Origin of the sequence: Microbacterium sp. NPDC012755 (genome assembly GCF_042901325.1) — a bacterium.
GTDB lineage: Bacteria > Actinomycetota > Actinomycetes > Actinomycetales > Microbacteriaceae > Microbacterium > Microbacterium natoriense.
The window spans coordinates 563,204-589,535 of sequence record NZ_JBIBCT010000001.1; the positions used below are offsets into that span (position 1 = coordinate 563,204).

Consider the following 26,332-nt stretch of genomic DNA (forward strand, 5'->3'; position numbering starts at 1 on the left):
GCTCACCTGTTCCGGAAGTCGGGCGCACGCTTCTCCCGGAAGGCCGACATGCCCTCCTTCTGGTCCTCCGTGTCGAACAGCGCGGCGAACGCGGCCTTCTCGTGCGCGAGTCCTTCGGCGAGTGTCGTCTCCATCGCGGCGTCCAGGGCGGCCTTCGCGGCGTAGACCGATGGCAGCGACTTCGACGCGATGGTCTCGGCCAGCTTCTCGGCCTCGGTGAGCAGGTCGGATGCCGGCACGACGCGCGACACGAGACCGGAGCGCTCCGCCTCCTCGGCGCCCATGAAGCGCCCGGTGAGCACGAGCTCCGCCGCCTTGTAGTAGCCGACCGCGCGGATGAGCCGCTGCGTGCCGCCCATGCCGGGGATGACGCCGAGATTGATCTCGGGCTGACCGAACTTCGCGGTGTCGGCGGCGAGGATGATGTCGCACATCATCGCCAGCTCGCAGCCCCCGCCCAGGGCGAAGCCGGACACCGCGGCGATCACCGGGGTGCGCACCGCGGCGAAGTCGTACCAGATGCCGAAGTGGTCGGTCTCGAGCATCTCGGCGGCCGACATCGCCTCCATCTCCTTGATGTCGGCTCCGGCGGCGAACGCCTTCTCGGAGCCGGTCAGGACGATGGCGCCCACGCCCTCGTCGGCGTCGAAGGCGACGGCCGCCGCCGTGACCTCCTCGGCGATGCGGCTGTTCAGAGCGTTGAGCGCCTGCGGGCGGTTCAGCGTGATCCAGCCGACCCTTCCGCGCTGCTCGACCAGGATCGTCTCGTACTCGGTCATCGTGAAGGCCCTCTCCGTCGTGGTCTTCTCAGTATGTCCCGCGTCCTCAGACGCGACCGTCGCGGATGTCGGTGATGATGCCGGAGAAGTCGCGCGTCGCGCCGTCTCCCTCGGCGAAGGCCGCGTACAGCTGCTGCGCGAGCCTGCCCATCTTCGCGTCGGTGGATGTCTGCTCGATGGCCTGCAGCGCGAGCCCGAGGTCCTTGGCCATGAGCGCCCCCGCGAACCCCGGCTGATAGTCGCGGTTGGCGGGGCTCGTCGGAACCGGGCCCGGCACGGGGCAGTTGGTCGTGATCGACCAGCACTGGCCGGAGGCCTGGGAGACCACGTCGAACAGGGCCTGATGCTCGAGGCCCAGCCGCTCGCCCAGCACGAAGGACTCCGCCACGGCGATCTGCGAGACCGCGAGGACCATGTTGTTGCACACCTTCGCGGCCTGGCCGAGTCCCGGCCCTCCGCAGTGCACGATCCGCCTGCCCATCGCCTCGAGCAGAGGGAGCGCCGTAGCGAAGTCCTCGTCGGCCCCTCCCACCATGAAGGCGAGGGTGCCGTTCTCTGCGCCGACCACTCCGCCCGACACGGGCGCGTCGACGTTGCGGTGCCCCGCGGCGATCGCGAGCTCGTGGGCTGTGCGGGCCTCGTCGACGGCGATCGTCGAGGACTCGATGAACAGTGTGCCGGGGCGCGCCGCGGCCAGCAGCTCGTCCTGGTAGGCGGAGATCACGTGGCGTCCGGCGGGGAACATCGTGATGACGACATCCGCATCGGCGACGGCATCCGATCCGCTCGCGGCGACCGGGATGCCGGCGGCCCGCGCGGCGTCGATGGCCGCAGGCACCAGGTCGAAGCCGTGCACCTCGTGCCCGGCCTTCACGAGGTTGACGGCCATCGGGAGGCCCATGTGCCCCAGCCCGAGGAAGGCGACCCTGCTCATGACGCGCTCCGCGTCTGGCTTCCGCCGCTGCGCTGAAGCGAGGCCGACCCTGCGGGGCGCAGCATCTCCCGCCCGACGATGAGTCTCATGATCTCGTTCGTCCCTTCCAGGATCTGGTGCACCCGCAGATCACGGACGACCTTCTCGATCCCGTAGTCCTGAAGGTACCCGTACCCGCCGTGCAGTTGAAGGGCCCTGTTGGCGACGTCGAAGCCGGCGTCGGTGGCGAAGCGCTTGGCCATGGCGCAGCGCATCGTGGCGTCGGGCGCGTGCTCGTCGACGGCCTGAGCTCCGTCGCGGACCATGAGCCGCGCGGCCTGCAGGTCGGTGCGCATGTCGGCGATGGCGAAGAGGATCGACTGCTTCTCGGCGAGCGGCTCGCCGAACGCCACACGCTCGTGCACGTACTGCACAGCCCGGTCGAGCGCCCACTGCGCTCCGCCGAGGGAGCAGGCGGCGATGTTCAGCCGACCTCCGTTGAGGGCGGACATCGCGATCGCGAAGCCCTTGCCCTCGTCGCCCAGCATGGCCGAGGCCGGCACCCGCACCCCGTCGAAGATGACCTGGCGCGTGGGCTGCGCGTGCCAGCCCATCTTCTTCTCGGGTGCGCCGAAGCTCAGTCCTTCGGCGTCGCCCGCCACGAGGAAGGCGCTGATGCCGCGGGCCCCGGGTTCGCCGGTGCGCGCCATGACGACGTACACGCCCGCCTCGCCTGCTCCGGAGATGAACTGCTTGACGCCGGTGAGCACGTAGGCGTCGCCGTCGCGGACCGCGCTGGTGGCGATGTTCGCGGCATCCGATCCCGCTCCCGGCTCGGTGAGGCAGTACCCGCCGAACTGCTCCATCGCGGTGAGCGCGGGAAGCCACTCGCCCCTCTGGGCGTCGTCGCCGTAGGTGTCGATCATCCAGACGACCATGTTGTGGATCGAGATGTAGGCCGCGACCGCGGGATCGGCCTTCGCGAGCTCCTCGAAGATCGCGACGGTGTCGGTGCGGCTGAGCCCCGTGCCGCCGAACTCCTCGCGCACGTAGATGCCGCCGAGTCCGAGCTCGCCGGCGCGGCCGAGGCTCTCACGCGGGAACAGGTGCTTCTCGTCCCGCTCGAGGGCGTACGGGGCCAGCTCGGTGTCGGCGAACTCGCGGACGGCGTCGAGGATCGCCTCGCGCTCCTCGGCGGTGGTGGTGACGGTGGTGAGTGTCATGGGGATTCCTTGTGGGATGGAGGCAGTCGCTGCTCAGTGCATGGTGGGGTAGTCGCTGCTCAGTGCATGATGGGGATGACGAAGCTCGCACCCTCTGCTGGTTGTTCGGCGCCCGACTGGCGGATCCCGCTGGGCCAGCGGCTCGTCACCGTCTTGGTCTTCGTGTAGAAGCGGAACGCATCGGCGCCGTGCTGGTTGAGATCTCCGAAGCCGCTGCGCTTCCAGCCGCCGAACGTGAAGTAGGCGATCGGCACGGGGATCGGCACGTTGACGCCGACCATGCCGACGTCGACTCGCGCCGCGAAGTCACGCGCGGAATCGCCGTCGCGCGTGAAGATCGCGACGCCGTTGCCGTACTCGTGCTCGTTCGCCATGCGGAGCGCCTCCTCATAGTCCGCCGCACGGGCGATCACGAGCACGGGGCCGAAGATCTCCTCGCGGTAGATCGCCATGTCGGTCGTGACGTGGTCGAACAGGGTCGGACCGAGGTAGAAGCCCTCCTCGTGGCCGGGGACCGTGAAGCCACGACCGTCGGCGAGGAGCGTGGCGCCCTCGTCGACGCCCTGCTGGATGTAGCCCTCGACCCGTTCGACCGCGGCCCGCGTGACGAGCGGGCCGTAGTCGACGTCGGCGGCGAGGGAGGGGCCGATGCGGAGCTGTGCGACGCGTTCGGTGAGCTTCGCGGCGAGAGCATCCGCGGTCTCCTGCCCCACGGGCACCGCGACGGAGATCGCCATGCAGCGCTCGCCCGCGGAGCCGTACCCCGCGCCGATCAGCGCGTCGACGGCCTGATCGAGGTCGGCATCCGGCATCACGATCATGTGGTTCTTCGCTCCGCCGAAGCACTGGGCCCTCTTGCCGTGGGCGGCGGCGGTCGCGTAGATGTACTCGGCGATCGGCGTCGAGCCGACGAAGCCGACGGCACGGATGCGGTCATCGGTCAGCAGCGTGTCGACCGCCTCCTTGTCGCCGTGGACGACGTTGAGGACTCCGGCGGGGAGACCCGCCTCCAGGAACAGCTCGGCGAGACGCACCGGCACGGACGGGTCGCGCTCGCTGGGCTTGAGGACGACGGCGTTGCCTGCGGCGAGGGCGGGACCCGCCTTCCACAGCGGGATCATCGCGGGGAAGTTGAACGGAGTGATCGCGGCCACGACGCCGAGGGGCTGACGCATCGAGTACACGTCGATCCCCGCGCCGGCGCCCGCGGAGTACTCGCCCTTCAGGAGGTGCGGCGCCCCTGCGGCGAACTCGATGACCTCGAGTCCGCGCTGGATGTCGCCCTTCGCGTCGTCGACCGTCTTGCCGTGCTCGCTGGCGAGCAGCTCCGCGAGCGACTGCATCTCGCGCTGCACGAGGTCGAGGAAGCGCAGCAGCACGCGGGCGCGCTTCTGCGGATTCGTCGCCGCCCATCCGACCTGAGCAGCCTCAGCATCGGCGATCACGTTGCGCACCTCGTCGGCGGAGGCGAGCGGCACCCTGGCCTGCACTGCTCCCGTGCTCGGATCGAACACGTCGGCGAAGCGCCCGTCTTCAGGGGTGAGAAGCGATCCGCCTACAAAATGCGGAATGGTACGAGTCATTGTGTGACATCCCTTCGCGCCTTCGTTGGCACATTGTCGATGTTACTCGGGTCTCCGGATATTTACTAGGACGCCCTTGTATCTGTCGGCTCACAGGATATCGTCGAGGTGGAGCAGACGCACTCCCCGGTCGTGCAGGATGAACTGCGCACGCAGCGGCACCCTGAGCGCGAACGCCGCATCGCGCATCGCCCTTGCCCACTCGCGGTCGTCGACGCCAACGACCGGCGGGCCGATACGTTCCCAGACGATGACGACGGACTCGCTGGAGGTCACCTCGCGCAGGAGGTCCGCGCGCTGCACGAGCAGCTGGGCCTCGGTGAGCTCGCCGAGATCCTCCGTGCGCGTCAGCGCGTTCGGATCTTCGGGATACCCCTCCATCGGGATGAGCGGCTCACCGAGGCATCCGCGCGCATCGATGAACATGAGCCACACCTGGCGCCGACTGGCGCGTTCGAGCGTTCTTTCGAGGAGGGCGCGGAGGTCGTCGTCATCGCGCAGCGGGCGGTCGTTCTTGGGGGTGTTCTGATCGGTCATGCCCCTGATGCTGGCGCGATCGCCACCCCTCGTTCCGCGGCATCCCCCGGACTTCCGCGACACCGTGGACAACTTCTCCCCCACCATCCCCTGGGGACGAACAGAGGGCCGGCCGCCGAGTGCACCGCATCGCGCCGAGTGCACGGGTCGTCGACGTGGACGACCCGTGCACTCGGCGACAACCCGTGCGCTCGGCGGCGGGGCGGGCCGCCAGGACTCAGTAGGCGATCACGGGGAGCGGGAGCCAGGAACGTGAGTCCGTGTACGGCTCGGTCCCCTCGAACCGCGCCGTGATCAAGTGGATGCCGCGGGTCACCTGGGGCACGGTCACCGTGACCCTGCCCCGATCGGCGGTGGTCAGCTCGACCGTCGCGACGACCTTGCCGTTGTCGCGCACCGTGACGGTGCCGACGGCGGCGCTGCGGTCGTCGGCGGCGACCGTGACCTTCACGATCGCGTTCCGGCCCGCCTTCACGACGACGTCGGACGAGCTCAGCCGCACGGACGTGTCGATCGGCTGCACCTGGTCGTCGACCAGCACGGCGACCGACCGCGCGGGCACCGTGACCGTGCCGCTCGCGGCATCCCACGTCGTGCTCTTGACCACCGCATCCGCTCCGTTCGCCTGCGCGGGCGTCAGAGCGAACGAGCGACCGGCGAGCCCCGCCACCGTCTGCGTGACGGGTGCGGGCGACGCGTTGAACACCACCAGGGCTCCGTCGAGCTCGGGGTCGACGTCGGCCCCGACCAGATCGTCGATCTGCATGAGGATCACACCGGGCGCGGCCTCCGCTCCGCTGTTCGGGAACGTCACCTTCTGCTCGATGAGATCCGCCGAGCCGAGCCGCAGCAGGTCGACCTCGTCACGCACCCGCAGCAGATCGAGGGCGGATGCCTCGGCCGACGCCATGTCGGAGGCTCCGGGCTTGAGCGCCGGATTCTCCAGCAGCGGCGCCATGAGCGGCCACTTCTCCTGGTTGTCCGCCGCGGTCGGCAGGCCGGAGCCGAAGGTCGACTCCTGGCCTGTCCAGTCGATGCGGTTGAACCAGTCGCCCGAGTTGTAGCTGTTGCGGTCGAGCGACTTCGAGCGCAGCAGCTCGGTGCCCGCGTGCCAGAACGACGGCGACTGCGAGAGCGTCACGGTCGCCAGTTCGAGCGTGTTCATGCGCACCCGGTCGGCCATCGACGTGCCCACCGGCAGCTTGAACACCGACAGGTCGTACAGCGTCTCGTTGTCGTGGGCGTCGACGTAGTTGATGACCTCGTCCGGCTCCTGGGCATAGCCTGCGGCCGAGCCGCGGTAGTCGATGCCGGAACCGGCGGTGACCTTCCCGTCGCTCGTCACGAACGTGAAGTCGCGCAGGTTGCCCGCGAGCCCCAGCTTGACGAGATCCGTCTCATGGCCGAGGTCTGTGAGCGCCTGCTCGGTCGTGCCGTTGATCGGGTTCCCGTTCGGGTCCGTGCCGAGACCGGTGCCGAAGCCCTGTCGGAACGTCGAGGAGCCGTCGACCGGGCTGCCGCCGTGCACGGCATCCCGCAGCCTGTCGTTGAACGTGCCGATGCCGGTGCCGCCGAGCTGGCCCTGCGTCGCCTGCTCGAACAGCGCGTTGTTCGCGACCTCGCCGAAGTTCCAGCCCTCGCCGTAGAGGTAGATCGCCGTGCCGTCGACGCCGTCCTTCTTGAGGGTCAGCGCGTCGAGCGCATCGCGGATCGCCCGCATGTTGGTCGTGGAGTGGTGCCCCATCAGGTCGAACCGGAAGCCGTCGACCCTGTAGTCGCGCGCCCACGTCACGATCGAGTCGACCATGAGCTTCTGCGCGGCGAGATGCTCGGTCGCGACGTTCTGGCAGCAGGTCGAGGTCTCGACCGCTCCCGCCGCGTTCAGCCGCTGGTAGTAGCCGGGCACGACCTGATCGAGCACCGATGTGCCCGCCTGACCGGATGCCGCGGTGTGGTTGAACACCTGGTCGAGCACGACCTGCAGCCCCATGTCGTGGAGCGAGCCGACCATGGTGCGGAACTCGCCCACGCGCGCCCCGCCGTTCGCATCGACCGCGTACGAGCCCTCGGGCGTCGAGAAGTGGTACGGGTCATAGCCCCAGTTGAAGCCGTCCGCATCGGCCACGGCCTGCACGCACGCCTGCTGCTGATCGGACGCCGGGCCGAACGATGCGAGGTCGCAGTCCGGCACGGCCTGGGCCGCGCGGTCCTCCTCGATCGTGGCGAGATCGAACGACGGCAGCAGGTGCACGGTGTTGATGCCGGCATCCGCGAGCTGGCGGAGCTGATCGGTGCCCGCGCTCTTCTCGTCGAAGGCGAGGTAGGTGCCCCGTTCTTCCGCGGGCACGGTCTCGTCGCTGATCGAGAAGTCGCGGATGTGCAGCTCGTAGATCGCGCGATCGACCGACTTCTCCACGACGGGGGACTTCGTCTTCTGCCAGATCTTGGGCTGCCATGCCTTGTCGTCGAGGTCGATCGCGACGGAGCGCTCCGAGTTCAGCGTGAGGGCCGTCGAGTACGGATCGGTGACCAGGTTGGTCTCGATCTTCCCCGTGGTCGGCGCGTAGACCTTCACCTCCCACAGGAATTCATCGCCCTTGAGGTCTTTGCCGCCCTTCACGGTCCAGGTGCCGGATGCCGCGTCCCATGCCGCGTCGTGACGCACGGGATCGCCGCTCGCCCCGGCGTTCCAGGTCAGGAGGGCCGCGCTCTGCGCCGTCGGCGCCCACAGCCGGAAGGTCGGCTTCTTGCCGCTGAAGGTGACACCGAGGTCGACCTCGTCGAGTGCTGCGGCGTAGAGGTCGTCGAGCACCCCGGGGATCTGCACGCCCGTGAAAGCGGTGAGGGCGCCTGCCGTGTCGCGCTGGGCGACGGCGAGCTGCGTGCGCACGAGCGCCGCGGCATCCGCATCCTTCACCCTCAGCGCGAGGTAGCCCTGGAGAGCGGGGAAGCGCGCGAGCTGAGCGTCGGTGAGACCGCCGTCGATCACGGTCAGGGCGATCGGATCCGCACCCGAGACGTCGCCGTCGGCCACGGCGAGCGCGGCGTCGGATGCCGAGTACAGCTGGTACGCGGCCCTGTCGGGCCTCCCGAGCGTCGCGGGCCACGCGATGGTCGTCGCGTCGGTCCAGTACGCACGCAGTTCGCCCGTGCCGGGGAGCGGCGGGTCGACGCTCACGACCTCGAGGATGTGCGTGGCGAGCGTGTAGCGGAAGGTCGTGACCTTGCCCTCGGTGGCGCTGAACGAGATGTTCGCCCCTCCAGGCGCTCCGTCCGCTCCGTAGTTCTCCGTCCAGCTCAGGCCGTGCGCGACCTTCAGCTCATAGGCGCCGGTCGGCAGCTCGTCCGTCGCGAACTCGTAGACGCCGTCGCGGTCGCCGTCGGCCATGAGGGTCGCGAGGCAGTCGGGCGACCAGTCGGCCGCACAGCCGAGCTCCGACTGCTGCGAGCCGGGGAGCGTGACGATGGGGCCCTCCGACGTGGACTGCACGATGTTCGTGCGCGGATCGAAGTAGAACGTGATCGGTCCGCCCGCGTGGTGCACGGCGATGTTCGAGCCGTCGGGTGCGCCGTTGGCGCCGTAGTTGATCGCCCAGCTGCCGTTGATCGCCGCCTTGTACTCGTAGTCGCCGGCGGGGAGGTCGAACGTACCGGCCCACACCCCGTCTGCACGGAGCGTGAGCGCGGCCTTCTCGCACGCCGGATCCCAGTCGCCCGCGCATCCCATCTCGGAGTTGACGCTGCCGGGGACGGTCACCATGTCGATCGGGGACTCCGGCTCCTCGGCCTGCTCGAGCGTCACGGCGTTGCCGACCGAGGCGTAGGTGGATGCCGCGGAGTGGTGGCCTGCGGCATCCGTCGTCACCGCCCGGTACTCGACCAGCGTTCCCTTCGCCAGGCCCCGGATGTCGTGGAAGACGCGGGGATCGGTGTCCTCCGCCGTGCCGAGCGCGTGCCACTCGTCGGACCCGACGACGCGGTACGCGAAGCTCGTCTGCGCCCACTGGTCGGCGATGGTCGCCTGCACGGCGGACTGCCCGGCGAGGCCGGCGCCCGCGGCGGGAACGCTCAGGGTGACCGGCGCGGCCTCGGCGGGAGCGGTGACCTTGCGATCCGCCTTCCACACCACCGCAGACAGTGCGGGCACCGTGATGCTCGTCGCCGCACCGGCATCCGTCGTCAGCGCCGCGCCGTCGCCGTAGACGGCGCTGTAGCCGGCGTCGGCGGTGAGCGTCTTCAGGTCGACGGTCTGCGCCGAGGAGGCGTTGTTGACGGCGACGAGGTACTCGACCCTGTCGTCGGCATCCACCCGGGAGAACGCATACACGCCCGCACCGGATGCCGTGTACCGCTCGATCTGCGCGCCGTCGACGAGCGCGGGGTGGGCCCCGCGGAGATCGGACAGCGCCGCGATGCTGCGGTACAGCTCGCCGTCGGTGCCGTAGCGGTCCGTGGAGCCGACCTGCTCTCCCGTGATGAGGTTCTGGTTCGCGTACTCCGCCACCTGCGTGGCGAAGAGCGACTGGCGTGCGTCCTTGTCGCCGCCGGTGCCGGCGAAGCCCTGCTCGTCGCCGTAGTAGACGACGGGCTGCCCGCGGGTGAGGAACATCAGCTCGTGCGCGAGCTCGTCGCGCTGCACCGCGGAGTCCGTGTTCCGCAGGAAGCTCCCCACCCGGCCCATGTCGTGGTTGCCGAGGAAGGTCGGCAGTGCCGTGGCCGAGGAGTCGGAGGTCGTGTAGCGGTCATCGCCAGCGAACAGCGACTGCAGCCCCTTCGCGGAGTTGCCCGAGGCGTAGCTGACGGCCGAGGACTGGAATGTGAAGTCGAGGATCGAGTTCATGTCGGTGTCGCGCACGTAGGGGGCGAGCTTCACCGGATCGGCGTCGTAGACCTCGCCGAACATGAAGAAGTCCTTCTTGCCCTTCGCATGGGCGTAGTCGAGCACGTCCGTCGTGAACCGCTGCCAGAACTCGAAGTTCACGTGCTTGACGGTGTCGATGCGGAATCCGTCGATGCCGAGGTCGATCCACTTGTCGTAGACCTGCACGAAGCCGTTGACGACGGTCGGATGCTCGGTCATGAGGTCGTCGAGGCCGCTGAAGTCCCCGTAGGTCACGGACTCCCCGGACCAGGTCGAGTCTCCGCGGTTGTGGTACAGCGTGGGGTCGTTGAGCCAGGACGGGACCTTCACGTCCTTCTCGGCATCCGCCACCACGGGCGTGTACGGGAAGCTCGTGGCGGGGTCCAGGGCGGGGAAGTCGCCGGTGCCGGCATAGTCGCCGGGGTCGAACGCCTTTCCGTCGGCGTCCCGGTACGGGCTCGTCGCCTGGTCGATGTAGTCGTACTTCTGCTGCGTGTAGTCGATGACGTCGGCGGTGTGGTTGGTGATGATGTCGAAGTAGACCTTGATGCCGCGATCGTGCGCCTCGGCGATCAGCGCCTGCAACTCCTCGTTCGTGCCGAGATGCGGATCGATGCGGGTGAAGTCGGTGACCCAGTAGCCGTGATAGCCGGCGCTCGCGTTCGCCCCCTCTCCCTGCACGGGCTTGTTCGCGAAGCTGGGGGTGAGCCAGATCGCGGTGGTCCCCAGTCCCTCGATGTAGTCGAGCTCGTTCCGGATGCCGGCGATGTCGCCGCCCTGGTAGAAGCCCTTATCGGTGGGGTCGAATCCGGTCGTGAGCCGGTCGCCGTCCAGACCGCCCCTGTCGTTCGACGGATCGCCGTTCGCGAAGCGGTCCGTCATCACGAAGTAGAACTGCTCCCCCGCGCCCGGCTGCCGCACCGGTGCCGCGATGAGCGCATCGTCGTCGCTCGTGTAGCCGCCGCGAAGGTCTTCGACCTCGACGCCGATGCGGTGGCGGGTGTCGTCGTAGGTGAACCGGAGGGTCGCCGGGCCCGCGACCGTCAGCGGGATGTTGTCCCCTCCGCCGTCGAGTCCGTACGCCTCATCCCACCCGTCGTTGAGAGCGACCTTGTACTCGTAACTGCCGGCGGGCACCTCGAACTCGGCGCTGTAGATGCCCGGCGCACCCGTGGGGGTGAGCTCGGTCGCGGCGCAGTCGGGCGCCCAGTCGGCGGCGCAGCCGAGCTCGGACTGCAGGTCACCCACGAGCGCCGCGGTGCGCTCTGCGGCGGATGCCGCGGGTGCGGCCACGGCCGCGAGCCCCGCGGTGATGAGCGCGGTGACGGCGAGGAGTGCGGTACGGCGTGCGGTGGTCGTCTTCGACACGGATGCTCCCTGGGGATGGAGAGGACACGACGGCGTGCCCGGATGCTGTGCGTGCGAAGCTATCAGTCCGCTGGGAGAAACTGCAAGCGCTTCCAGCACTTCTGTCGCGTAATATTCCAGCCTCGTCCGGCCGAAGAAGCCGATAACGCAAGCGCTTTCAGGAGACGCCCCTCCCCCGATCCGCGAGTTCTCCCCTCGTTCACCGTCCGGTCACCTCCACCGGCTACAACTGCAGATGCGCGGACAGAGACTCAGACCGGATCGGGTAGTCACAGCTTCCGCGCCAACGGTGAGCGTCTGCTCCCGTCGCGGTGCCCACACCGCGAAAGACCCCCGCCGAATCGGGTCGGCGGGGGTCTTCTCCGTTCTGCGGCGCGCTCCGGAACGGGTCGCCGCGGCTACAGCCTCTCGATGATCGTGGCGTTGGCCATGCCGCCGCCCTCGCACATCGTCTGCAGTCCGTAGCGCCCGCCGACGGCGTCGAGATGATCGACGAGGGTGCCGAGCAGCCTCGTGCCGGACGAGCCGAGCGCGTGCCCGAGGGCGATCGCCCCGCCGCGCGGGTTGAGCCTGGCGGCATCCGCCCCGACCTCGGCAGCCCAGGCGAGCGGCACCGAGGCGAATGCTTCGTTGACCTCGTAGGCGTCGAGGTCGTCGATGCCGAGGCCCGACCGTTCGAGGATGCGACGGGTGGCCGGGATGGGCCCGGTGAGCATGAGGAGCGGGTCGTCGCCCACAGCGGCGAACGCATGGAACCGTGCGCGCGGCGTCAGCCCGAGCGCGGCGGCACGGTCGGCGCTCATGATCAGCGCGGCGGAGGCGCCGTCGGTCAGAGGAGACGAGTTGCCCGGTGTGATCCGCCACCCGAGCTCGGGGAAGCGCGCGGCGAGCGCGTCCGTGCGGAACGCCGGATTCAGGCCGGCCAGCCCCTCGGCCGTCGTCCCCGGCCGGACGGTCTCATCGGTCACCGCATCCGGCGCCTCGTCGACCGCGACGATCGTCCTGTCGAAGAAGCCCTCCGACCAGGCGGATGCCGCACGCCGATGCGACTCCGCGGCATAGGCGTCGAGCGCGTCGCGGTCGAGGCCCCAGCGCTGTGCGATGAGCTCGGCGCTCACGCCCTGGTTGACCAGACCCTCCGGGTAGCGTGCGCGCAACCGCGGCGACATCGGCGATCCTCCGGCGAGTGCGGCGCCGAGCGGCACTCGGCTCATCGACTCGACCCCGCCGACGATCACGGCGTCGTAGGCCCCCGCCATCACGCCCTGCGCCGCGAAGTGCACCGCCTGCTGACTGGATCCGCACTGCCGATCGATGGTGGCCCCTGGTACCGACTCATCGAATCCGGCGGCGAGGAGAGCCTGGCGCGCGATGTTCGACGACTGATCTCCGACCTGACTCACGCAGCCGAGCAGCACATCGTCGATCTGCGCGGACTCCAGCCCGGTGCGCTCCAGGAGCGCGGAGAGGACGCCGGCGGCGAGGTCGACCGGGTGCACGCCCGAGAGCGCTCCCCCTGGCTTGCCCCGGCCGACGGGAGTGCGGACGACATCGATCAGGACGGCTTCGCTGCGCGTGCTCATGGCTCCATTCTCTCCCCGCGATGGCCGCCACGGCGCGGGTCAGGACTCGGACTGGACGAGCCCGTCTTCCACCGCGCGGCGGAAGAGGTCGACCTTCGTCGGCGCGGGACGTCCTGCCGCGGCGTACTTCGCACGAATCCGGCGGATATGGTCGAGCACGGTGGCGCGCGAGACGTAGAGACCCTGGGCGACGCTCTCGGCCGTGTTGCCCGCCGCGTAGAGCGCGAGCACCTCGGCCTCTCGCACGGAGAGACCGGCATCGGCCACCTCGGGCACCGCGCGGCTCATCTCCGCCAACCACTCGGCCCCGGCGACGACCTGCCCGCGGGCGGCCGCGCGGATCGTGGCGATGATCTGCGGGGCGTCAGCCGACTTCCTGATCAGTCCGACGGCGCCCGCCCGCGCCGCCTGTCTCAGCATCGGCGGCGGCTCCTCGGCGACGAAGGCCAGGATCCGCGCTCCCGTGCGCGACAGCGCCGCCATGTTCTGCGACGGCGTCGACCCGTCTGACAGCGTGAGGTCGAGCAGGATGACGTCCATGCGCTGCTGGAGCGCCAGCAGCTCGGCCACGGTCGTCCCCACCGCGACCACGTGCAGGCCCGGATGCCCGTTGATGATCGCCGTCGTTCCGAGCTGCATGACCCGATGATCGTCCACAATCCCCACGCGAACGATCGAGTTCACTCCGGTCCCCACTAATTCACACCACTTTCCTCGGCGCGAGTCCCCAGTAGATGCGCCGACACCCCGTTTCACGCTGCAGTACAGCTGCGGGGGTGACGTCGCCCCCGCAGCTTGAGAGGGACTCTGGGGAGGAGAGTCACCTCGTGGCGGACGAACCGCTTCTCTAGGGTTGCCGGTAGTCCCTCCGCTCACAAGGAACGGGACGTCTTTCCCCCGTAAGTGGGGGACGCGTCATGCGTCGGCACGCGAGAACTCCTCTCGCTGCACGCTGCCGTCCCCCCGCTCACGCACCACCGTCACCACGGAACCGCCGTCGCGATGCACCTCCCTGACGGTGACCGCGACCGCCCCCTTCTCCGCGACCAGTCGCGCGATCGACGTGGCGAGCTCACCGGGAAGGCGGTGCCTCATCGCCGTCTCCTCGCCGAGCAGCAGCACATGCACGCCTCTCCGGCGTGCGCCATCCACCGCCGCGACCAGTGCCGGGTGGTGCAGGCCGGGAGCGCGGATGCGGTCGCGGATGCTCCCCTCAGCCGCGGCGAGCTCCCCGATGAGCGCGTCGTCGATGTCGGCGCCCGAGGCGAGCGCGGTGAGCAGGGGCTGGGCGGTCCTGCGGATGCCGGACAGCTCCCGCCGTGACGACCACCGCTCGGCTGCGGCGAAGACGGTCGCCGATGCGGCCTCGACAGCGGCGGCGCGGACGCCGTACTCGCGCACGGAAATCCTGCTGACGCCGATGAACCACGTGACGCCGACCAGCAGGGAGACCACGGTCGGCGTCGCCATGGCCACGACCCCGATGGCGGGCTGGCCGGTCGCGGATCCCCACGCGGCGACGAGCCCGACGAGCAGGACGGCGCCGACGCAGCCGGCGGCCGGATTGCCGCGCGCCGCCACGAGAGCGACGAGGTAAGAGGCGAAGGTCAGCAGCCACACCTCGCCGGCGGGAGCGTCGAAGATGTCGGCGTAGGCGAGCACGCACAGCGCGACGATGACCGCGCATCCGATGACCGCCGCCGCCTCCGCGCCGCGCAGCCTGCCGGGATGCTGCGCCGTGACCATCAGGGCGCCGAGAAGGGCCACCAGATAGCATCCGATGCCGACGGCGGGGTTCGGAACGGGAAAGAGATCGATCAACAGGCTCTGCACGATCCCCGTCACCCACAGCGTGGCGACCGCGACCCGTGCGATCCGAGTGGACAGTCCGGAGTCGATCACCCTCGCCGCAGCGCGCCGCCATCCCAGCTCGACGCGTGTGCCGCCCGCGCCCGAGGTCACGTCCGCCGTGCCGCCGGGGAGGTCGCGCATGCGTTGCAGGATGCTGTTGCGCAGCCCCATCCGCTCGGGAGCCACGTCATCCGGATCGAAGCCCGGTCCTCGGTCGGAGACCACGAGCGTGAGTTCGTCTCCCCCGACGTCGACCGAGACGGCCGGGCCCCCGTTCCGCGCGTGGAGGACGCTGTTGCGGAGCGCCTCCCCCAGCGCGAGCGACGAGCGCTCCAGCACTGCGGCAGGGACCGTGCCCGCCCTCATCGCGATGCTCAGATCCGCGTCGGCGGCGATGCCGTGCGCCACTCGGGCCAGAGCCTGTCCGGCGTCCTCGGCCTCCAGCTCCCGCTCGACGTCGATCTGGGTTCCGGGGTGCATGCGCATGGCGGTGCGGAGCGCCTCCAGCCCCGCCGACGCCGCCTGCCGCACCTCCGGGAGCGCCGGCCCGGGAAGACGCATCGCCGCGGTCAGCACCGACAGCACCTCGTCGTGGACGATCCTGGCCACCGCGCGCTGGCTCCTCAGCCGCTCCTGCGCCCTGTCGCGCCGCGACTCGAGACGCCGGGTCGACTCCTCGGCGCGCTCCAGGCGGAGCAGTCGCGCCCGCGCGCCCATCACCGCCGCGAGCACGGCGATGTTGCCGACGTGGATCGGGGTCATCGCGAGCGCCGTCGCGGGCACGACTCCGAGGAACACGAGTCCCGACAGCACCATCGCGAAGGGGATCACCGCCGCGAGCGCGACGGCGGCGACGGCGGAGCGCACGAGCAGCGGCATCAGGCACACGGCGATCGGGCCGAGAACGCCGATCCACGGACGCAGTCCGTCGGGGTCATCGCCACGGTAGCCGAGGAAGACCGTCACCTGAGCGGCCGTGACCGAGAGGATCGTCGTCGCCCAGAGCACGCGGCACGCGGTCGCCGAGAGCGTGGCTCCCGCGACCGCGAGGACCACGATCACGAGCACGGGCACGGCGGCGAGGAGGGTCCACCAGGGGGCGAACTCGGGCATCTGCGGGAGGATGCGAGACCATGCGGCGACGGTGCTCAGGATGCCGCACCACGCGATGATCCGGCCCAGGCGTCGATCGACGAGCGTCAGCTCGTCGCGCAGCGAGGTCATTGATCCGGCGCGACGAGCCCGTCCTCGATGGCGCGACGGAACAGGTCGACCTTCGTGGGAGCGGCGCGGTCGACGGCCGCGTACTTCGCGCGGATCCGACGGATGTGATCGAGCACCGTCTCCCGCGACAGGAACAGGGACTGCGCCACGCGGTCGGCGGTCTCCCCCGACGCATAGAGGGAGAGCACCTCCGACTCCCGCGGGCTCAGCCTCGCCGACACGAACTCGCGGTCGGCGTCGAGCGCCGCCGCCCAGTCGGGGGACGCGATGACCTCGCCCCGGGCTGCGCGACGCACCGACTCGACGATCACCTCCATGCGCTCGGACTTGCGGATCATCCCGGAGGCGCCGGCGCGCGCGGCCTCGCGGACGAGACGCGACTGCTCACCGGAGGTGTAGGCGATGATCTGCGCTCCGAGCGGCGCCAGGGTGCGGATGTTCTCCGTCGGAGAAGAGCCGTCGGAGAGCGCCAGATCGAGCATGACGACGTCGAGCTTCGACGCCTTGGAGAGGAGGTCCGGAGCGCGCGATCCCGTCGCGGCGACGACGATGTCAGCGTGCTTCCGGAGTATCGCCACGGTGCCGAGCACCGTGGCAGGGTGATCCTCGACGATTCCGACGAGAATGGGCATGAAGAAATCTCCCTCGGGTGGGCTCTCCCCACAGCTGAGCATAGCGCTCGTGCAGTATTCCGGTCACTCCATCGGAACGTCGTCTGAGATCTGCGGATCGGTACGCTGAGTGCTCCATTCCGTCAGGCGGTGCGTCAGCGGCGGGGATGGCCCGCATCCCCGCCGCCTCGTGCGCCCGCCGCCATGCACCCCTGCATCAGCAGGCGCACGGGCCCGGGGCGGCGACACTCCAGTCCCGCCCCGGGGTCTTGTGGATCACGACTTCGCGATCAGGCCTCCTCAACACATGTCGCATCGAGAAGACCTTTCTGGGGGACCGAGCTCGTGGCGCAGCCTATGCCCCCGCGTGCACGATTCCGTCCTCGATGGCCCTGCGGAAGAGATCGACCTTCGTCACGGCTGGGCGACCCGCCGCGGCGTACTTCGTGCGGATCCTCCTGATGTGATCCAGGACCGTCTCGCGTGTGATGAACAGCAGGCCGGCAACCGTCTCTGCAGTCTCACCTGAGGCATACAGACCGAGCACCTCAGCCTCTCGTGCCGACAACTCCACGTCGCGGGCGGAGTCGGGAACGGAAGCGGATGCCGACGCTCGGTGAACGGCCGCGCGGATCCTCGTCGCCAGGTGAGACCCGTCGTCTGATCGGCGCACCGCTCCTGAGACGCCGGCCGGCAGAGCGCGCACGCGTCCGCCGGGTATCGTCTCGTCGACGAGCAGCAGCACACGCGCGCCGATGGCGATGAGCGATGAGACATCGGCTTCCACGGGCGCCCCGAGCGATGACTTCGCATCGAGGAGGACGATGTCCATCCGTCGCGACACCATCATGAGCTCGGCGACGGTACGGCCCGCGGCCACCACGTGGAACCCCTCGCGGGCGTTGATCATGGCGGCCATCCCCACGAGGATCGTGCGATGCGTATCGACGATCCCCACTCTGAGCACAGTCCCCCGAGTGCCGCGCATCGCCCCACCTTCCGTTCCACTCATCTCGATACGGTGTCGGAGAACGCACCCCCTTGCGCTCTCCGACACCTCCGTGCGTGCTCTCCCCCTCAGACAGGCTCCCCAGCACTGTTCCAGAACACACAACCCGGAGCGCGACGCCGTTGCCGCGCACCGAGGCCTCGAGGGTGCAGGTTCTCCCCTGGCCACTCACTGTCATACGGTAAGAGACCGGTCGCGGGCCTGATCCTCACGCGACATCACTCAGAACCCCTAGAACTGAGGGGCGGCAAGGAATCCGTCGTTGCAGATGCCCGTTTCACCTGTTGCTGCTCAGCAACGCAGTGTCAGCGGGGTCCGCTGGTCGGAGACACGTCATTCGCCTCGTGTCTCCGACCACTGGGGCGTCCCGCCCACCAGGCGTACACCGCGATGGCGACGAGCGCCGCCCCGTAGGCGACCGCCCACCAGGGGAAGCCCGCCCCTTCCGCGTCCTGCGCGGCGTCATGCATCGCCGCTGGCGGCGCGGGGGTCTCCCGCTGGCCCGTCACGAGGATCCGGTGAGAGTTGACGCCCAGAGGAGTGCAGGTCACCAGGGTGACCAGATCCTCACCCTCCACCTGCCTCAGGGTCTCCGTGTCCTCCGGAGCCACGACCTTGCGCTCAACGATCCGGTAGGTGAGAACTTCGCCGAACGTCGTGATCGTGAATACGTCTCCGATCTCGAGGCGGTCGAGGTCGGTGAAGAGCGTCGCCGTCGGCAGTCCACGATGCCCGGTGAGCACGGAGTGGGTGCTCGCACCGCCGACCGGCAACGAGGTTCCCTCCAGGTGGCCGATCCCCATCTCCAGCGTCGCCTCGCTCGTACCGTGGTAGATAGGGAGATCGAGATTGATGTCGGGGATCTGCAATCGCGCCATGACCCCTGTCGACGTCTTCAGCATTCCGAAGTAGTCGAATCCGCCGTCGGATGCCGACATCCCCTCCGGAACATTCGCGTTCGCGGCGAGCAGCGCGCCGGACGAAAGCGCGGAGTTGTACGCGCGCGCCTCCCTGATCTGCTCGGCCGCACTGGGTTCGGCGTCGTTGACCGATATCGCGTAGTCGTTGACGACCTGGGACTGGTTGAGAGCCGAGATCCAGCTGGCCGCGCTCGAGTACGTGAGCACGGTGACCCCGACGACGGCGCCGACGACGGTGAGCATCAGCAGGAGATTGGGAGTCCAGCGACGGCCACGAGCAACGGGCTTCACTTCCACTGACCGTACCCGGCGGTCGCTCCTGGTCACCATTCGTGTTCCTCCTCAAAAAGGCCTCCCGAGCGGTCACCCGCCCGGGAGGCCTTGCCCGAGATTACTCAGGCGTCGATGGACTGCCGACGCCGGCGAGCGACGAGGACGCCACCGACCGAGAGAAGGACGAGCGCACCGCCCACGACCGTCAGAGCCCGGGCGCCGTCTGCACCGGTCAGCGGCAGTCCGGGAACGAGCTGCTGGTCGTTCCGGACCGAGAACGACGGCACGGTGACCGCCGAGTCCGCCTGGACGTTGACCGCGGTGAGCGCGGCGTCACCCGCAGGAAGAACGTAACCCGCAGGCGCGACGATCTCCTTCAGGATGTAGCAACGGTTCGATACCGGAGCATTGGTGTCGCCGACCCAGAGGCCCGGAACGACGATCGTGCCGTCGGGCTGCGACGTCACCGTCGTCACCGCAGCGCCCACAGCGGTCGTCGCGGGAATCGCGCACGTCCCGTCGGTGTCGGCAGTGAAGTACACCTCGAATTCAGCGCCACCCAGGTTGGCGTTGCCGTCGCGATCGGTCTTGAGACCCAGGACGTTGCCCCACCGCGTCACCGTGGGGTTGGTGGGGGTGCCGGGTTCGCCAGGCGTGACGTTGAGGTCGTTGACGTTCACGTACGCGGTGTTGGAGATGACACCGGTGGCGTTCGCCTTCGCGGTGAAGTCCACGGTGAGCACGTCATCGGCCTGGAGCGCGCCTCGGGCGGTGGCGCCGAGCGTCACGGTGATCACGTCACCGGTGGTGCTGAGAGTGTAGTCGGAGATCGTCGTGCCGTTGACCCTGACCACGACGGTCCCCGCCACGAGGTCGAGCTTCGCATCGAGCGTGTCGGTCACGACGACCTTGCTGTAGGTCTGTCCCGTCTGCAGTGCGGGGATCACCTGGCGGATCGTGTAGTCGATGTCATCGCCGAGCACGACGCCGTTGGTCGGCTGGTCACCGAGAGTCTTGGTGGGCGCCGAGTTCCTCGTGTTCTTGGGGTACACGTTCACGTCGTACTCCCAGTCGCCGGTGTTCGCGGCGCCGCCGGTCGTGTCGGCCGGGGTAGGCACGGTCACGATGAAAGGCGCACCCGCCGTGACGCCGGCTGGCACCACGGTCTCGTGCACCCAGTAGGCGCCGACGGGGAGGTTCGTGATCGCCGGAGCGGTGCCGTTGGCGGCTGTCGTCACCGTCGTGCAGCTGCTGAGAGGGAAGGTCGTCGTCCCGTCGACGCCGTTGGTCGTGCCCGTGAGCGGCGTGCTCGGGCTCGCCGAAGACGTCGCGCTGAGGCCGTTCACCTGCGCCCAGCCGAGGTTGCTGGTGTTGCCGAGGGAGGTGACGTTGTTGATCCGGCAGACCTCGAAGGCGACTCCGCCGATCGGGTTCGTCGGATCAGTGCCGGTGCCGGAGGGATTCTGCGATCCGTCGGCCGGATAGGCGTACTTGTGGATCGTGAGCGAACCCATCCGGGTGTCGTCGACCGGGCCGGGGACGGGCGCGGCATTCGCCGCCGTCGCCGCGATCGTCGCTCCGAGGAGGCCCAGCGACAGGGCGGCGATCGCCGCCACTGCGCGGCGGCCACTGGCCGGCGTCGAATTCTTGCGGAGCATTGGACTTCTCTTTCTGTAAGTCACGTCGAGAGCGACGCGAACGGGTGTGTGCGACCGGGAACCCGGCGACGCGGAATCATGACCGAGAGGCTCCCGGTTCATGTGAATCTCCGCCGTCGGCGCTGCCAGAGGGCGAAGCCGACGGTGAGGAGGAGGACGGAGGCACCAGCGATCAACAGATGATCGCGCCCGATCCCTCCGGTGAGCGGGATGGTGGGAACGGCCTGTTGCCGGTTGGCGATGGCGCCGAGCGACACGGTGAGCGAAGCCGGCGCGGTGACTCCGACCTGGAATGCGCGGGGCGTCGCGTCGAGCACGTACCCGGCCGGCGCCTTGGTCTCGACGAGGGAATAGCTCCCCCAGTCGAGGCCGGTCACGCTCAGATAGCCGGGACGCGCATCGGTGTCCGCCCCTGTGCAGGTGGCGACGATGCAGTCATCGACCGTCCGCACGGCGCCTGAAGCCCCGGGGCCTGTGATCGTCCAGCTCGAACCCTTCAGCCGGGTGCCGTCGCCATCGACCTTCCCCCACGTGACGGTTCCGGGCTGCGGCCTGTTGACGAAGGTGCACGCGACGGAGTCACCGGGCGCAATCCCCGTGAGGGTCGTCCCGGCCGCACTTGCGATCACCTGATCGCGCACGGCGCCTGTCAACGAGGTGACCCTGCAGGTGCCGCTCACGAACGTCCAGCCGGGCTGCTGCGTCTCCGACACGGATACAGAGGCCCGCGAAGCCCCGGTACCGAAGCCGACCGTCCACGGCGCCGTGCCGTTCGCTGGGGTCACCTGCGTGGCCGCGGCCGGACTGGCCGTGGCGGTGCCGGCCGTCGCGGTCGCGGTCATGCCCACGGTCCATCCCTGGCCTGCGCGCTCGTTCTGACCGCTCACGTCCTGCACGCGCTTCGACACCGACACGGATGCCGGCGGGATGGTCTGGTTGTACACGACGCACTCGAGCGCGACCCCTGCGGTCGCCGTCGCCGTGAAGCCGGGATTGCTCGACGCTGTGGTCCCGACGTTCGTGACGTTCACGCGTGTTCCTGTGTTCGCGTCCTCGCAGTAGGCGTTCTGTCCGCCCGCCTGGATGAGGAGGTGCCCCGCCTGTTGCCGCTCCGCGATGGTGACTGCCCCTGATGTGGCGGGTTCTGCGAAGGCGAGCGGGACCACGACGGAACCGTCGGCACCGGTGGTGAACACGGTCGTGCCACCGGGAATCGACGTCGGGGAGGTCGCCGACGCATCGAAGGTCCAGTTCGGCGCGAGAGTGGAGTTCGCGTCGAGCTGCGCCTTCGTCGCTCCGGCCGTGTCGAACCCCGGGTTGACCACGCGCTTCTTGAGCACGACGCTACTCTGGCAGTTGTCATTGGCGAACTCCGCCAACTGCTGAGCCGCCGCAGTGTAGTCGGCGGAGATGAAGAAGTCACTACCGAGGGTGGGCCCGGAGATCAGACGCAGGTTGTTCTGCAGATTGACCGTCGGGGCAGTTCCGACGAAGAACGGTACGACCCTCGCCCCCTCTGCTTTCACGGCGTTGGCCGAGAACGTGGACGCCTCAAGGCTGCGTGTCGTGACGTAATTGCCCCAGGTGCCCGTATCGGTCCACTCGCCGTCGGAGTGGATGGTCGGATTCCCATCGGTGATGAAGACGACCACGTCATACCGGGGCGACGCCGCCGCGACTTCGGCAAGCGCTTGGTCCCAGTTCGTCGAACCGAAGATCTGCCAACCTGCGTAGATGGCCTTGACGACGGCGGCCTCGGCGGCTGTCCGGACCGGCATGAGGGTCGGATAGTTACTGAGCGTTCCTCCGGCGGTAAGCGCGGGACTGTTGGTGTTGAAGTTGAAAAGCGCGACGTTGCTCGGCGTGCCCCCGAGGCTGTTGATGAGCGTATCCAGTGCTCCCTTCGCTGCGGGGAGCTGGGCGCCGATCGACGACGAGAGATCCATCACGACGGCGACATCGAGGCCACACGACTCCACCATCGGCGGATTGTCTCTCACGACCATCCAGCGCCCATTCGATGACGTCACTTGGCTGCCTACGGGGTCCGCCGAAGCCTTCATGAAGGGCGAGAATGTGGTCGAACGATAGGTACTCCCGGCAGTGACGGTGGTTGCTAGACGGAAGACGTACGACGTCGTGGTTACGCCGGTGACGTAGAGCGGAACGGGTGCGAGGTGCCAGCCGGAAGTGTTCTCGCTGATCTGATGCACATAGGGCTGCTGATTGACGTTCATCCCCGCGGCCGAGGTTGCGCCGGCCTGCACCGGAACCACGAAGTTGCAGTCACCCTGGGCATCGGAGACGCACGTCGCCCATCCGAACGCACTCCACGTGTTCGGCGCGGAGGCCGCATTGGACAGTCGCAACGTCACCCCAGCGACTCCCGTGGCGTCCACGTCGCTCATGCCGCCACCAGGCAGGCGGTCTCCACCGACCTTCACGCTGATCACGATCTGGTTCGGCCCAGGCACCGGCACGCTCATCGGCGTGATTCCGGCATCGATCGCCTCGGCCCGGGTGATCGTGCCGTCGATCTGGCCCTCCACTGCGGGCTCGACGGCCTCCGCAGACGTGCCCACGGCACCGTCTGCCGACTCCGCGTCAGCCGTCGCCGGGTCGGTCTCGCCGCCCGCTGCATTCTCCTCAGAGGCCGAGTCGGGTGTCGTCACCGCTCCGACTTGCGCGAGCACCGGCGCCGTCGACTGCATCGCAGTGAACGCCAACAGCGACAGCACCGCTGCGAACGCCAGCACGCCGATGCGTGCTCTCCGCCGTCTGCGTCGGGCAGCCTTGCGCCCGCGATAGGGCGCGCTCTGCTCATGCGACATCTTCCACCACCATGCTCTCGAAGTCCGTACGATCACGCAGCGAGCTTCACCAGGCGCGCAGAACGTGTCACCCTAGAGAATCGCGTGGGGGCACTTTCATCACGGTCTAACCGGCATATCCCTCACAAGTGGGGGTCCCAACCCGTCGATACGGCGGCCCTATGAGAGTCCGACGTGAAATCGAAGCGAGCCGTCTGCTCAGGAGATCGGAACTGGGGGAGCATCCCGCTCCCCCAGTTCGCGCAGCGCGCGGAACATCGCGGTTTCAGAGCCGAAGCCGACCGCGCGGACGACGGCCGTGGCCGACATATGGGGCTGAGACCGCCTGAGCGCCCTGGCCGAGCGCGCGCGGATGTCGCGCAGCATCCCCCTGACGGTGAGCTCCTCCTTGGCGAACGCCGCCTGCAGGGTGCGCGGCGACACGTCCAGCCGGTCGGCGAGGGATGCCGTCGTCAGCCTCGGATCGTCCGACTCCGCGAGCATGATGTCCGTCGCCCTCGTCACGATGCAGCGTCGATCGGTGAGGCTGCCGCCGACCAGCTCGATCATGCTCCGAGCGACGCTCCGTGCCGCCGCGTGCAGCGGCGACGCGTCGAGGTGCTCGGCGTCGTCGACCGCGGTGACCCCGTCGATGAAGCCGATGAACGGGCGCAGCGCATCCAGGCTGATCGCGGGAGACGCCGGCCGCGCGCCCGCCGTCGTCAGCATCCCCGGGTCGGGCACCGACATCGCGAAGAACTCGTTGCGTGAGGCCGTGAAACGGATCCGCGACTCCGCCGTGGCGGCGGGGATCACGACGACGCGCGTGCTGCTCCGCCCCGCAGGGAACACGGGCTCGACCATCATCCGCCCTGAGACGCACATCACGAAGAGGAGCCGGGTCGTCGGAGCGGGAGACGGCCACTGCATCTCGATCTCCGGGGAGGCGACGTGCCAGAACCGGATGTCGCCGACCCGGGCGACCCGCGCCCTCAGCGGGGCGCCGTCGTCGACCCCGATCACCCTGGTGTCCACGCGGCGGAGGTACTCCCCGGTGACCTCGCACCCTTCGAGCGACCGGATGCTCGGAATCGGGAAGTGCACGCGGCGCACGGAGGTGTTGCCGCTGCGGGCTGCGCTCGTGCTGGTGCCGGGCATCCGTGTGCTCCTTCCCCGTTGCTGCGGGCCGAGCATCGCCGACGACGCCGACCGGAGGAGACCGGGGGCCGTGCGATGTCACGTCACACAGTAACGCCGGCAGAACCCGGATGGGGCTCCGGGTCCTGCCGACCGGCGACGGGTGGGGGCCGCCGCCAGGGCCGGAGGGGACCGGCCTCTCCGCGCTGGGGGCGCGGACTCCGACTCCCCGCGAGAACCGCGGGAGATCGGGTGCTTCATCCATCACACCAGGCGAGGCAGCGGCCGCGTCGGGTTCTGCGGGAACCGGCTGCCGCTCTTCGTTCTCCGGCAGCGGACGCCCGCGCGACGCCTCCCCTCGGCATCCGAAATAGAATCGACGAGGCGCCGCCACCCTGGCGCATCCCCCTTCCGACGTGCCCGCGATCCGGGCCGCGCACCCCTCCGAGGACCCACCATGTCCAGCGAACCCATCACCGTGTCCATCCGCCGCGAGGTCGACCCCGACCACGTCGCCGAAGCGACGGCCTGGGCGCAGACCGGTGTGAACCTCGCGCACAGGTATCCGGGGTTCCTCGGGTCGGGCTGGGTGCGCGACGGCGAGGACTCGAACGTCTGGCACATGCTCTACCGCTTCGCCGACGAGGAGACCCTCGTCGCGTGGGAGCGCTCGGGGGAACGCGAGTGGTGGCGCTCGGCCGGGGAGGGCTTCGTGCGCAGCGAGCGCGCGAAGCGGCGCACCGGCATCGAGGGATGGTTCGACGACCCGAGCACCGACACCATCACCATCCCCCGCGCCGACGGCACCACGGCGACCGTCTCGGTGGTGCGCACCCCGCCGCGGTGGAAGCAGGCCGTGTCGATCTGGCTCGGGTTCTTCCCCGCGAACGTCGCCTTCGCCTACGCGCTCAGCCCGGTGCCGGGGTGGAACGAGCTGCCGATCTGGCTGCGAGTGCTGTGCACGACCGTCGTGCTCACGCCGATCATGACGTACTGGGTGCTGCCGTGGGTGACGAGGACGCTGCGGGGCTGGCTCGCCCGCTGAGGCTCAGAAGCCGGAGACGGCGGCGCGCAGAGCAGCCTCGACCGTGGCCGCGTGCGGGGACAGCGCACCGGGGCGACGCACCAGGAACAGGGTGTTGATGGGCGGATCGTCGGTCGGCCGGAGCACGATCAGTCGCCCGTCCGCGAGCTCGTCGGCGATCAGATAGCTCGGCAGCACCGTCACGCCCGCTCCCCCGACGGCGGCGGCTGCGAGCGCCCGCAGATCGGGCACGACCAGCGCCGGATCGCGCTCCAGTCGGATGCCGAACACATGCCGCCAGTACCGCCGCAGGATCGGCAGGTCGTGCGCGTAGGCGAGCAGCGGGATGTCTGCGAGCTCGGCGGCCGACAGCTCGGCGGAGGGAGCGATCCCGCGCGACGGCGACGCGACGAGGACGAACTCCTCGTCGCACAGCGCTGACGCCGCCACCGACCTCCCGCGAGGGCGCACGGCGGAGACGACGAGGTCGAGCGATCCTGTGCGCACGGCGTCGAGGAGGTCGTCGGCCAGGCCCGCGGTGACGGAGAGACGGAGACCCGCGGCGACGGCGGGCGCGAGCGCGGGGAGCGCCACCCTGGCGAGGAACTCGGCCGCCCCGCCGAGCCGCAGCACGGGCGCCGCGGCGGTCGAGTCCTGCCCCACCGCTGAGGCGAGCGCGTCGAGCGGGGCCGCGAGCCGCGCGGCGAGCTCGTCGGCGCGAGGGGTCGGACGGATGCCGCGTGCGAAGCGCTCGAACAGGGGCTCTCCGGTGCTCCTCTCGAGGGCCTGGAGCTGAGCGGTCACCGTCGACTGCGCGAGTCCGAGCGTGCGCGCCGCGGCGGAGACCGAACCGGCCCGGTAGGCGGCGAGGAACGTGCGCCACAGCGGGAGGTCGCGCAGACCATCGACATTCCGATCGCTCATATCGAGAATGTATCGGAATCACGCACCATCGGCATCCGTTCCCC

At 69.4% G+C, this 26,332-nt stretch carries 17 protein-coding genes; 1 reads left to right on the forward strand and 16 read right to left on the reverse strand.

Going from position 1 to position 26,332, the window contains the following annotated elements; translation table 11 throughout:
* Window positions 1–2 precede the first annotated feature (2 nt).
* The 15 genes from ACFY5A_RS02760 to ACFY5A_RS02830 all read right to left on the reverse strand — a co-directional run bounded on the left by ACFY5A_RS02760 (window position 3) and on the right by ACFY5A_RS02830 (window position 24,361).
* Window positions 3–779, reverse strand: coding sequence for an enoyl-CoA hydratase (locus ACFY5A_RS02760; RefSeq protein WP_387231647.1), 777 nt, complete (start codon window positions 777–779; stop codon window positions 3–5).
* Between the two features lie 46 nt (window positions 780–825).
* Complete coding sequence (gene mmsB, locus ACFY5A_RS02765) at window positions 826–1,713, reverse strand: 3-hydroxyisobutyrate dehydrogenase (RefSeq protein ID WP_387231649.1); 888 nt, start codon at window positions 1,711–1,713, stop codon at window positions 826–828.
* Window positions 1,710–2,915, reverse strand: a complete 1,206-nt coding sequence (locus tag ACFY5A_RS02770; protein ID WP_341941193.1) for an acyl-CoA dehydrogenase family protein — start codon at window positions 2,913–2,915, stop codon at window positions 1,710–1,712. Before ACFY5A_RS02770 ends, mmsB begins: the two co-directional genes overlap by 4 nt.
* A 59-nt stretch (window positions 2,916–2,974) precedes the next feature.
* Complete coding sequence (locus ACFY5A_RS02775; protein ID WP_387231651.1) at window positions 2,975–4,498, reverse strand: CoA-acylating methylmalonate-semialdehyde dehydrogenase; 1,524 nt, start codon at window positions 4,496–4,498, stop codon at window positions 2,975–2,977.
* Between the two features lie 90 nt (window positions 4,499–4,588).
* Window positions 4,589–5,035, reverse strand: coding sequence for a hypothetical protein (locus tag ACFY5A_RS02780; protein ID WP_341941191.1), 447 nt, complete (start codon window positions 5,033–5,035; stop codon window positions 4,589–4,591).
* A 217-nt stretch (window positions 5,036–5,252) separates the two neighbouring features.
* Window positions 5,253–11,264, reverse strand: coding sequence for a pullulanase-type alpha-1,6-glucosidase (pulA, locus tag ACFY5A_RS02785; RefSeq protein WP_387231653.1), 6,012 nt, complete (start codon window positions 11,262–11,264; stop codon window positions 5,253–5,255).
* Window positions 11,265–11,662: 398 nt separating this feature from the next.
* A complete protein-coding gene (locus tag ACFY5A_RS02790) occupies window positions 11,663–12,847 on the reverse strand; it encodes a thiolase family protein (RefSeq protein WP_344012972.1) in 1,185 nt (394 codons plus the stop codon).
* 39 nt (window positions 12,848–12,886) lie between these two features.
* The gene (locus ACFY5A_RS02795) at window positions 12,887–13,723 is read right to left on the reverse strand and encodes a response regulator (RefSeq protein ID WP_387231655.1); all 837 of its coding nucleotides are present in this window, start codon (window positions 13,721–13,723) and stop codon (window positions 12,887–12,889) included.
* A gap of 39 nt (window positions 13,724–13,762) precedes the next feature.
* Window positions 13,763–15,922: a sensor histidine kinase gene (locus ACFY5A_RS02800; RefSeq protein WP_387231657.1), complete on the reverse strand. Its 2,160-nt coding sequence runs from the start codon at window positions 15,920–15,922 to the stop codon at window positions 13,763–13,765.
* Window positions 15,919–16,554: a response regulator transcription factor gene (locus ACFY5A_RS02805; protein ID WP_341941187.1), complete on the reverse strand. Its 636-nt coding sequence runs from the start codon at window positions 16,552–16,554 to the stop codon at window positions 15,919–15,921. The genes ACFY5A_RS02800 and ACFY5A_RS02805 overlap by 4 nt, the downstream gene beginning before the upstream one ends.
* 334 nt (window positions 16,555–16,888) lie before the next feature.
* Window positions 16,889–17,491 carry a LuxR C-terminal-related transcriptional regulator gene (locus ACFY5A_RS02810; RefSeq protein WP_341941186.1) on the reverse strand — a complete coding sequence of 201 codons (603 nt, stop codon included), beginning with the start codon at window positions 17,489–17,491 and terminating at the stop codon, window positions 16,889–16,891.
* A 356-nt stretch (window positions 17,492–17,847) separates the two neighbouring features.
* Window positions 17,848–18,705: a class C sortase gene (locus ACFY5A_RS02815; protein ID WP_341941185.1), complete on the reverse strand. Its 858-nt coding sequence runs from the start codon at window positions 18,703–18,705 to the stop codon at window positions 17,848–17,850.
* Window positions 18,706–18,857: 152 nt separating this feature from the next.
* Window positions 18,858–20,393, reverse strand: coding sequence for a SpaH/EbpB family LPXTG-anchored major pilin (locus ACFY5A_RS02820; RefSeq protein WP_341941184.1), 1,536 nt, complete (start codon window positions 20,391–20,393; stop codon window positions 18,858–18,860).
* Window positions 20,394–20,491: 98 nt separating this feature from the next.
* Window positions 20,492–23,224: a VWA domain-containing protein gene (locus tag ACFY5A_RS02825; RefSeq protein ID WP_341941183.1), complete on the reverse strand. Its 2,733-nt coding sequence runs from the start codon at window positions 23,222–23,224 to the stop codon at window positions 20,492–20,494.
* A 198-nt stretch (window positions 23,225–23,422) separates the two neighbouring features.
* Window positions 23,423–24,361 (reverse strand): helix-turn-helix domain-containing protein, encoded by a 939-nt coding sequence (locus tag ACFY5A_RS02830; protein WP_387231661.1) that lies wholly within the window; start codon window positions 24,359–24,361, stop codon window positions 23,423–23,425.
* A gap of 436 nt (window positions 24,362–24,797) precedes the next feature.
* Here ACFY5A_RS02830 and ACFY5A_RS02835 point away from each other — a divergent pair, with 436 nt between their 5' ends.
* Window positions 24,798–25,385: an antibiotic biosynthesis monooxygenase gene (locus tag ACFY5A_RS02835; RefSeq protein WP_105676822.1), complete on the forward strand. Its 588-nt coding sequence runs from the start codon at window positions 24,798–24,800 to the stop codon at window positions 25,383–25,385.
* A 3-nt stretch (window positions 25,386–25,388) separates the two neighbouring features.
* On the opposite strand, the gene ACFY5A_RS02840 is transcribed toward ACFY5A_RS02835, so the two are convergent.
* Window positions 25,389–26,288 carry a LysR family transcriptional regulator gene (locus tag ACFY5A_RS02840; protein WP_387231663.1) on the reverse strand — a complete coding sequence of 300 codons (900 nt, stop codon included), beginning with the start codon at window positions 26,286–26,288 and terminating at the stop codon, window positions 25,389–25,391.
* Between the last annotated feature and the right edge of the window lie 44 nt (window positions 26,289–26,332).

What these genes read in the sequence shown, in the direction of transcription:
- ACFY5A_RS02760 (WP_387231647.1), bottom strand. Translation starts at nt 779, where the DNA reads ATGACCGAGTACGAGACGATCCTGGTCGAGCAGCGCGGAAGGGTCGGC.
- mmsB (WP_387231649.1), bottom strand. Translation starts at nt 1,713, where the DNA reads ATGAGCAGGGTCGCCTTCCTCGGGCTGGGGCACATGGGCCTCCCGATG.
- ACFY5A_RS02770 (WP_341941193.1), bottom strand. Translation starts at nt 2,915, where the DNA reads ATGACACTCACCACCGTCACCACCACCGCCGAGGAGCGCGAGGCGATC.
- ACFY5A_RS02775 (WP_387231651.1), bottom strand. Translation starts at nt 4,498, where the DNA reads ATGACTCGTACCATTCCGCATTTTGTAGGCGGATCGCTTCTCACCCCT.
- ACFY5A_RS02780 (WP_341941191.1), bottom strand. Translation starts at nt 5,035, where the DNA reads ATGACCGATCAGAACACCCCCAAGAACGACCGCCCGCTGCGCGATGAC.
- ACFY5A_RS02790 (WP_344012972.1), bottom strand. Translation starts at nt 12,847, where the DNA reads ATGAGCACGCGCAGCGAAGCCGTCCTGATCGATGTCGTCCGCACTCCC.
- ACFY5A_RS02800 (WP_387231657.1), bottom strand. Translation starts at nt 15,922, where the DNA reads ATGACCTCGCTGCGCGACGAGCTGACGCTCGTCGATCGACGCCTGGGC.
- ACFY5A_RS02805 (WP_341941187.1), bottom strand. Translation starts at nt 16,554, where the DNA reads ATGCCCATTCTCGTCGGAATCGTCGAGGATCACCCTGCCACGGTGCTC.
- ACFY5A_RS02815 (WP_341941185.1), bottom strand. Translation starts at nt 18,705, where the DNA reads ATGCTCACCGTCGTCGGCGCCGTCGTCGGGGTCACCGTGCTCACGTAC.
- ACFY5A_RS02820 (WP_341941184.1), bottom strand. Translation starts at nt 20,393, where the DNA reads ATGCTCCGCAAGAATTCGACGCCGGCCAGTGGCCGCCGCGCAGTGGCG.
- ACFY5A_RS02825 (WP_341941183.1), bottom strand. Translation starts at nt 23,224, where the DNA reads ATGTCGCATGAGCAGAGCGCGCCCTATCGCGGGCGCAAGGCTGCCCGA.
- ACFY5A_RS02830 (WP_387231661.1), bottom strand. Translation starts at nt 24,361, where the DNA reads ATGCCCGGCACCAGCACGAGCGCAGCCCGCAGCGGCAACACCTCCGTG.
- ACFY5A_RS02835 (WP_105676822.1), top strand. Translation starts at nt 24,798, where the DNA reads ATGTCCAGCGAACCCATCACCGTGTCCATCCGCCGCGAGGTCGACCCC.
- ACFY5A_RS02840 (WP_387231663.1), bottom strand. Translation starts at nt 26,288, where the DNA reads ATGAGCGATCGGAATGTCGATGGTCTGCGCGACCTCCCGCTGTGGCGC.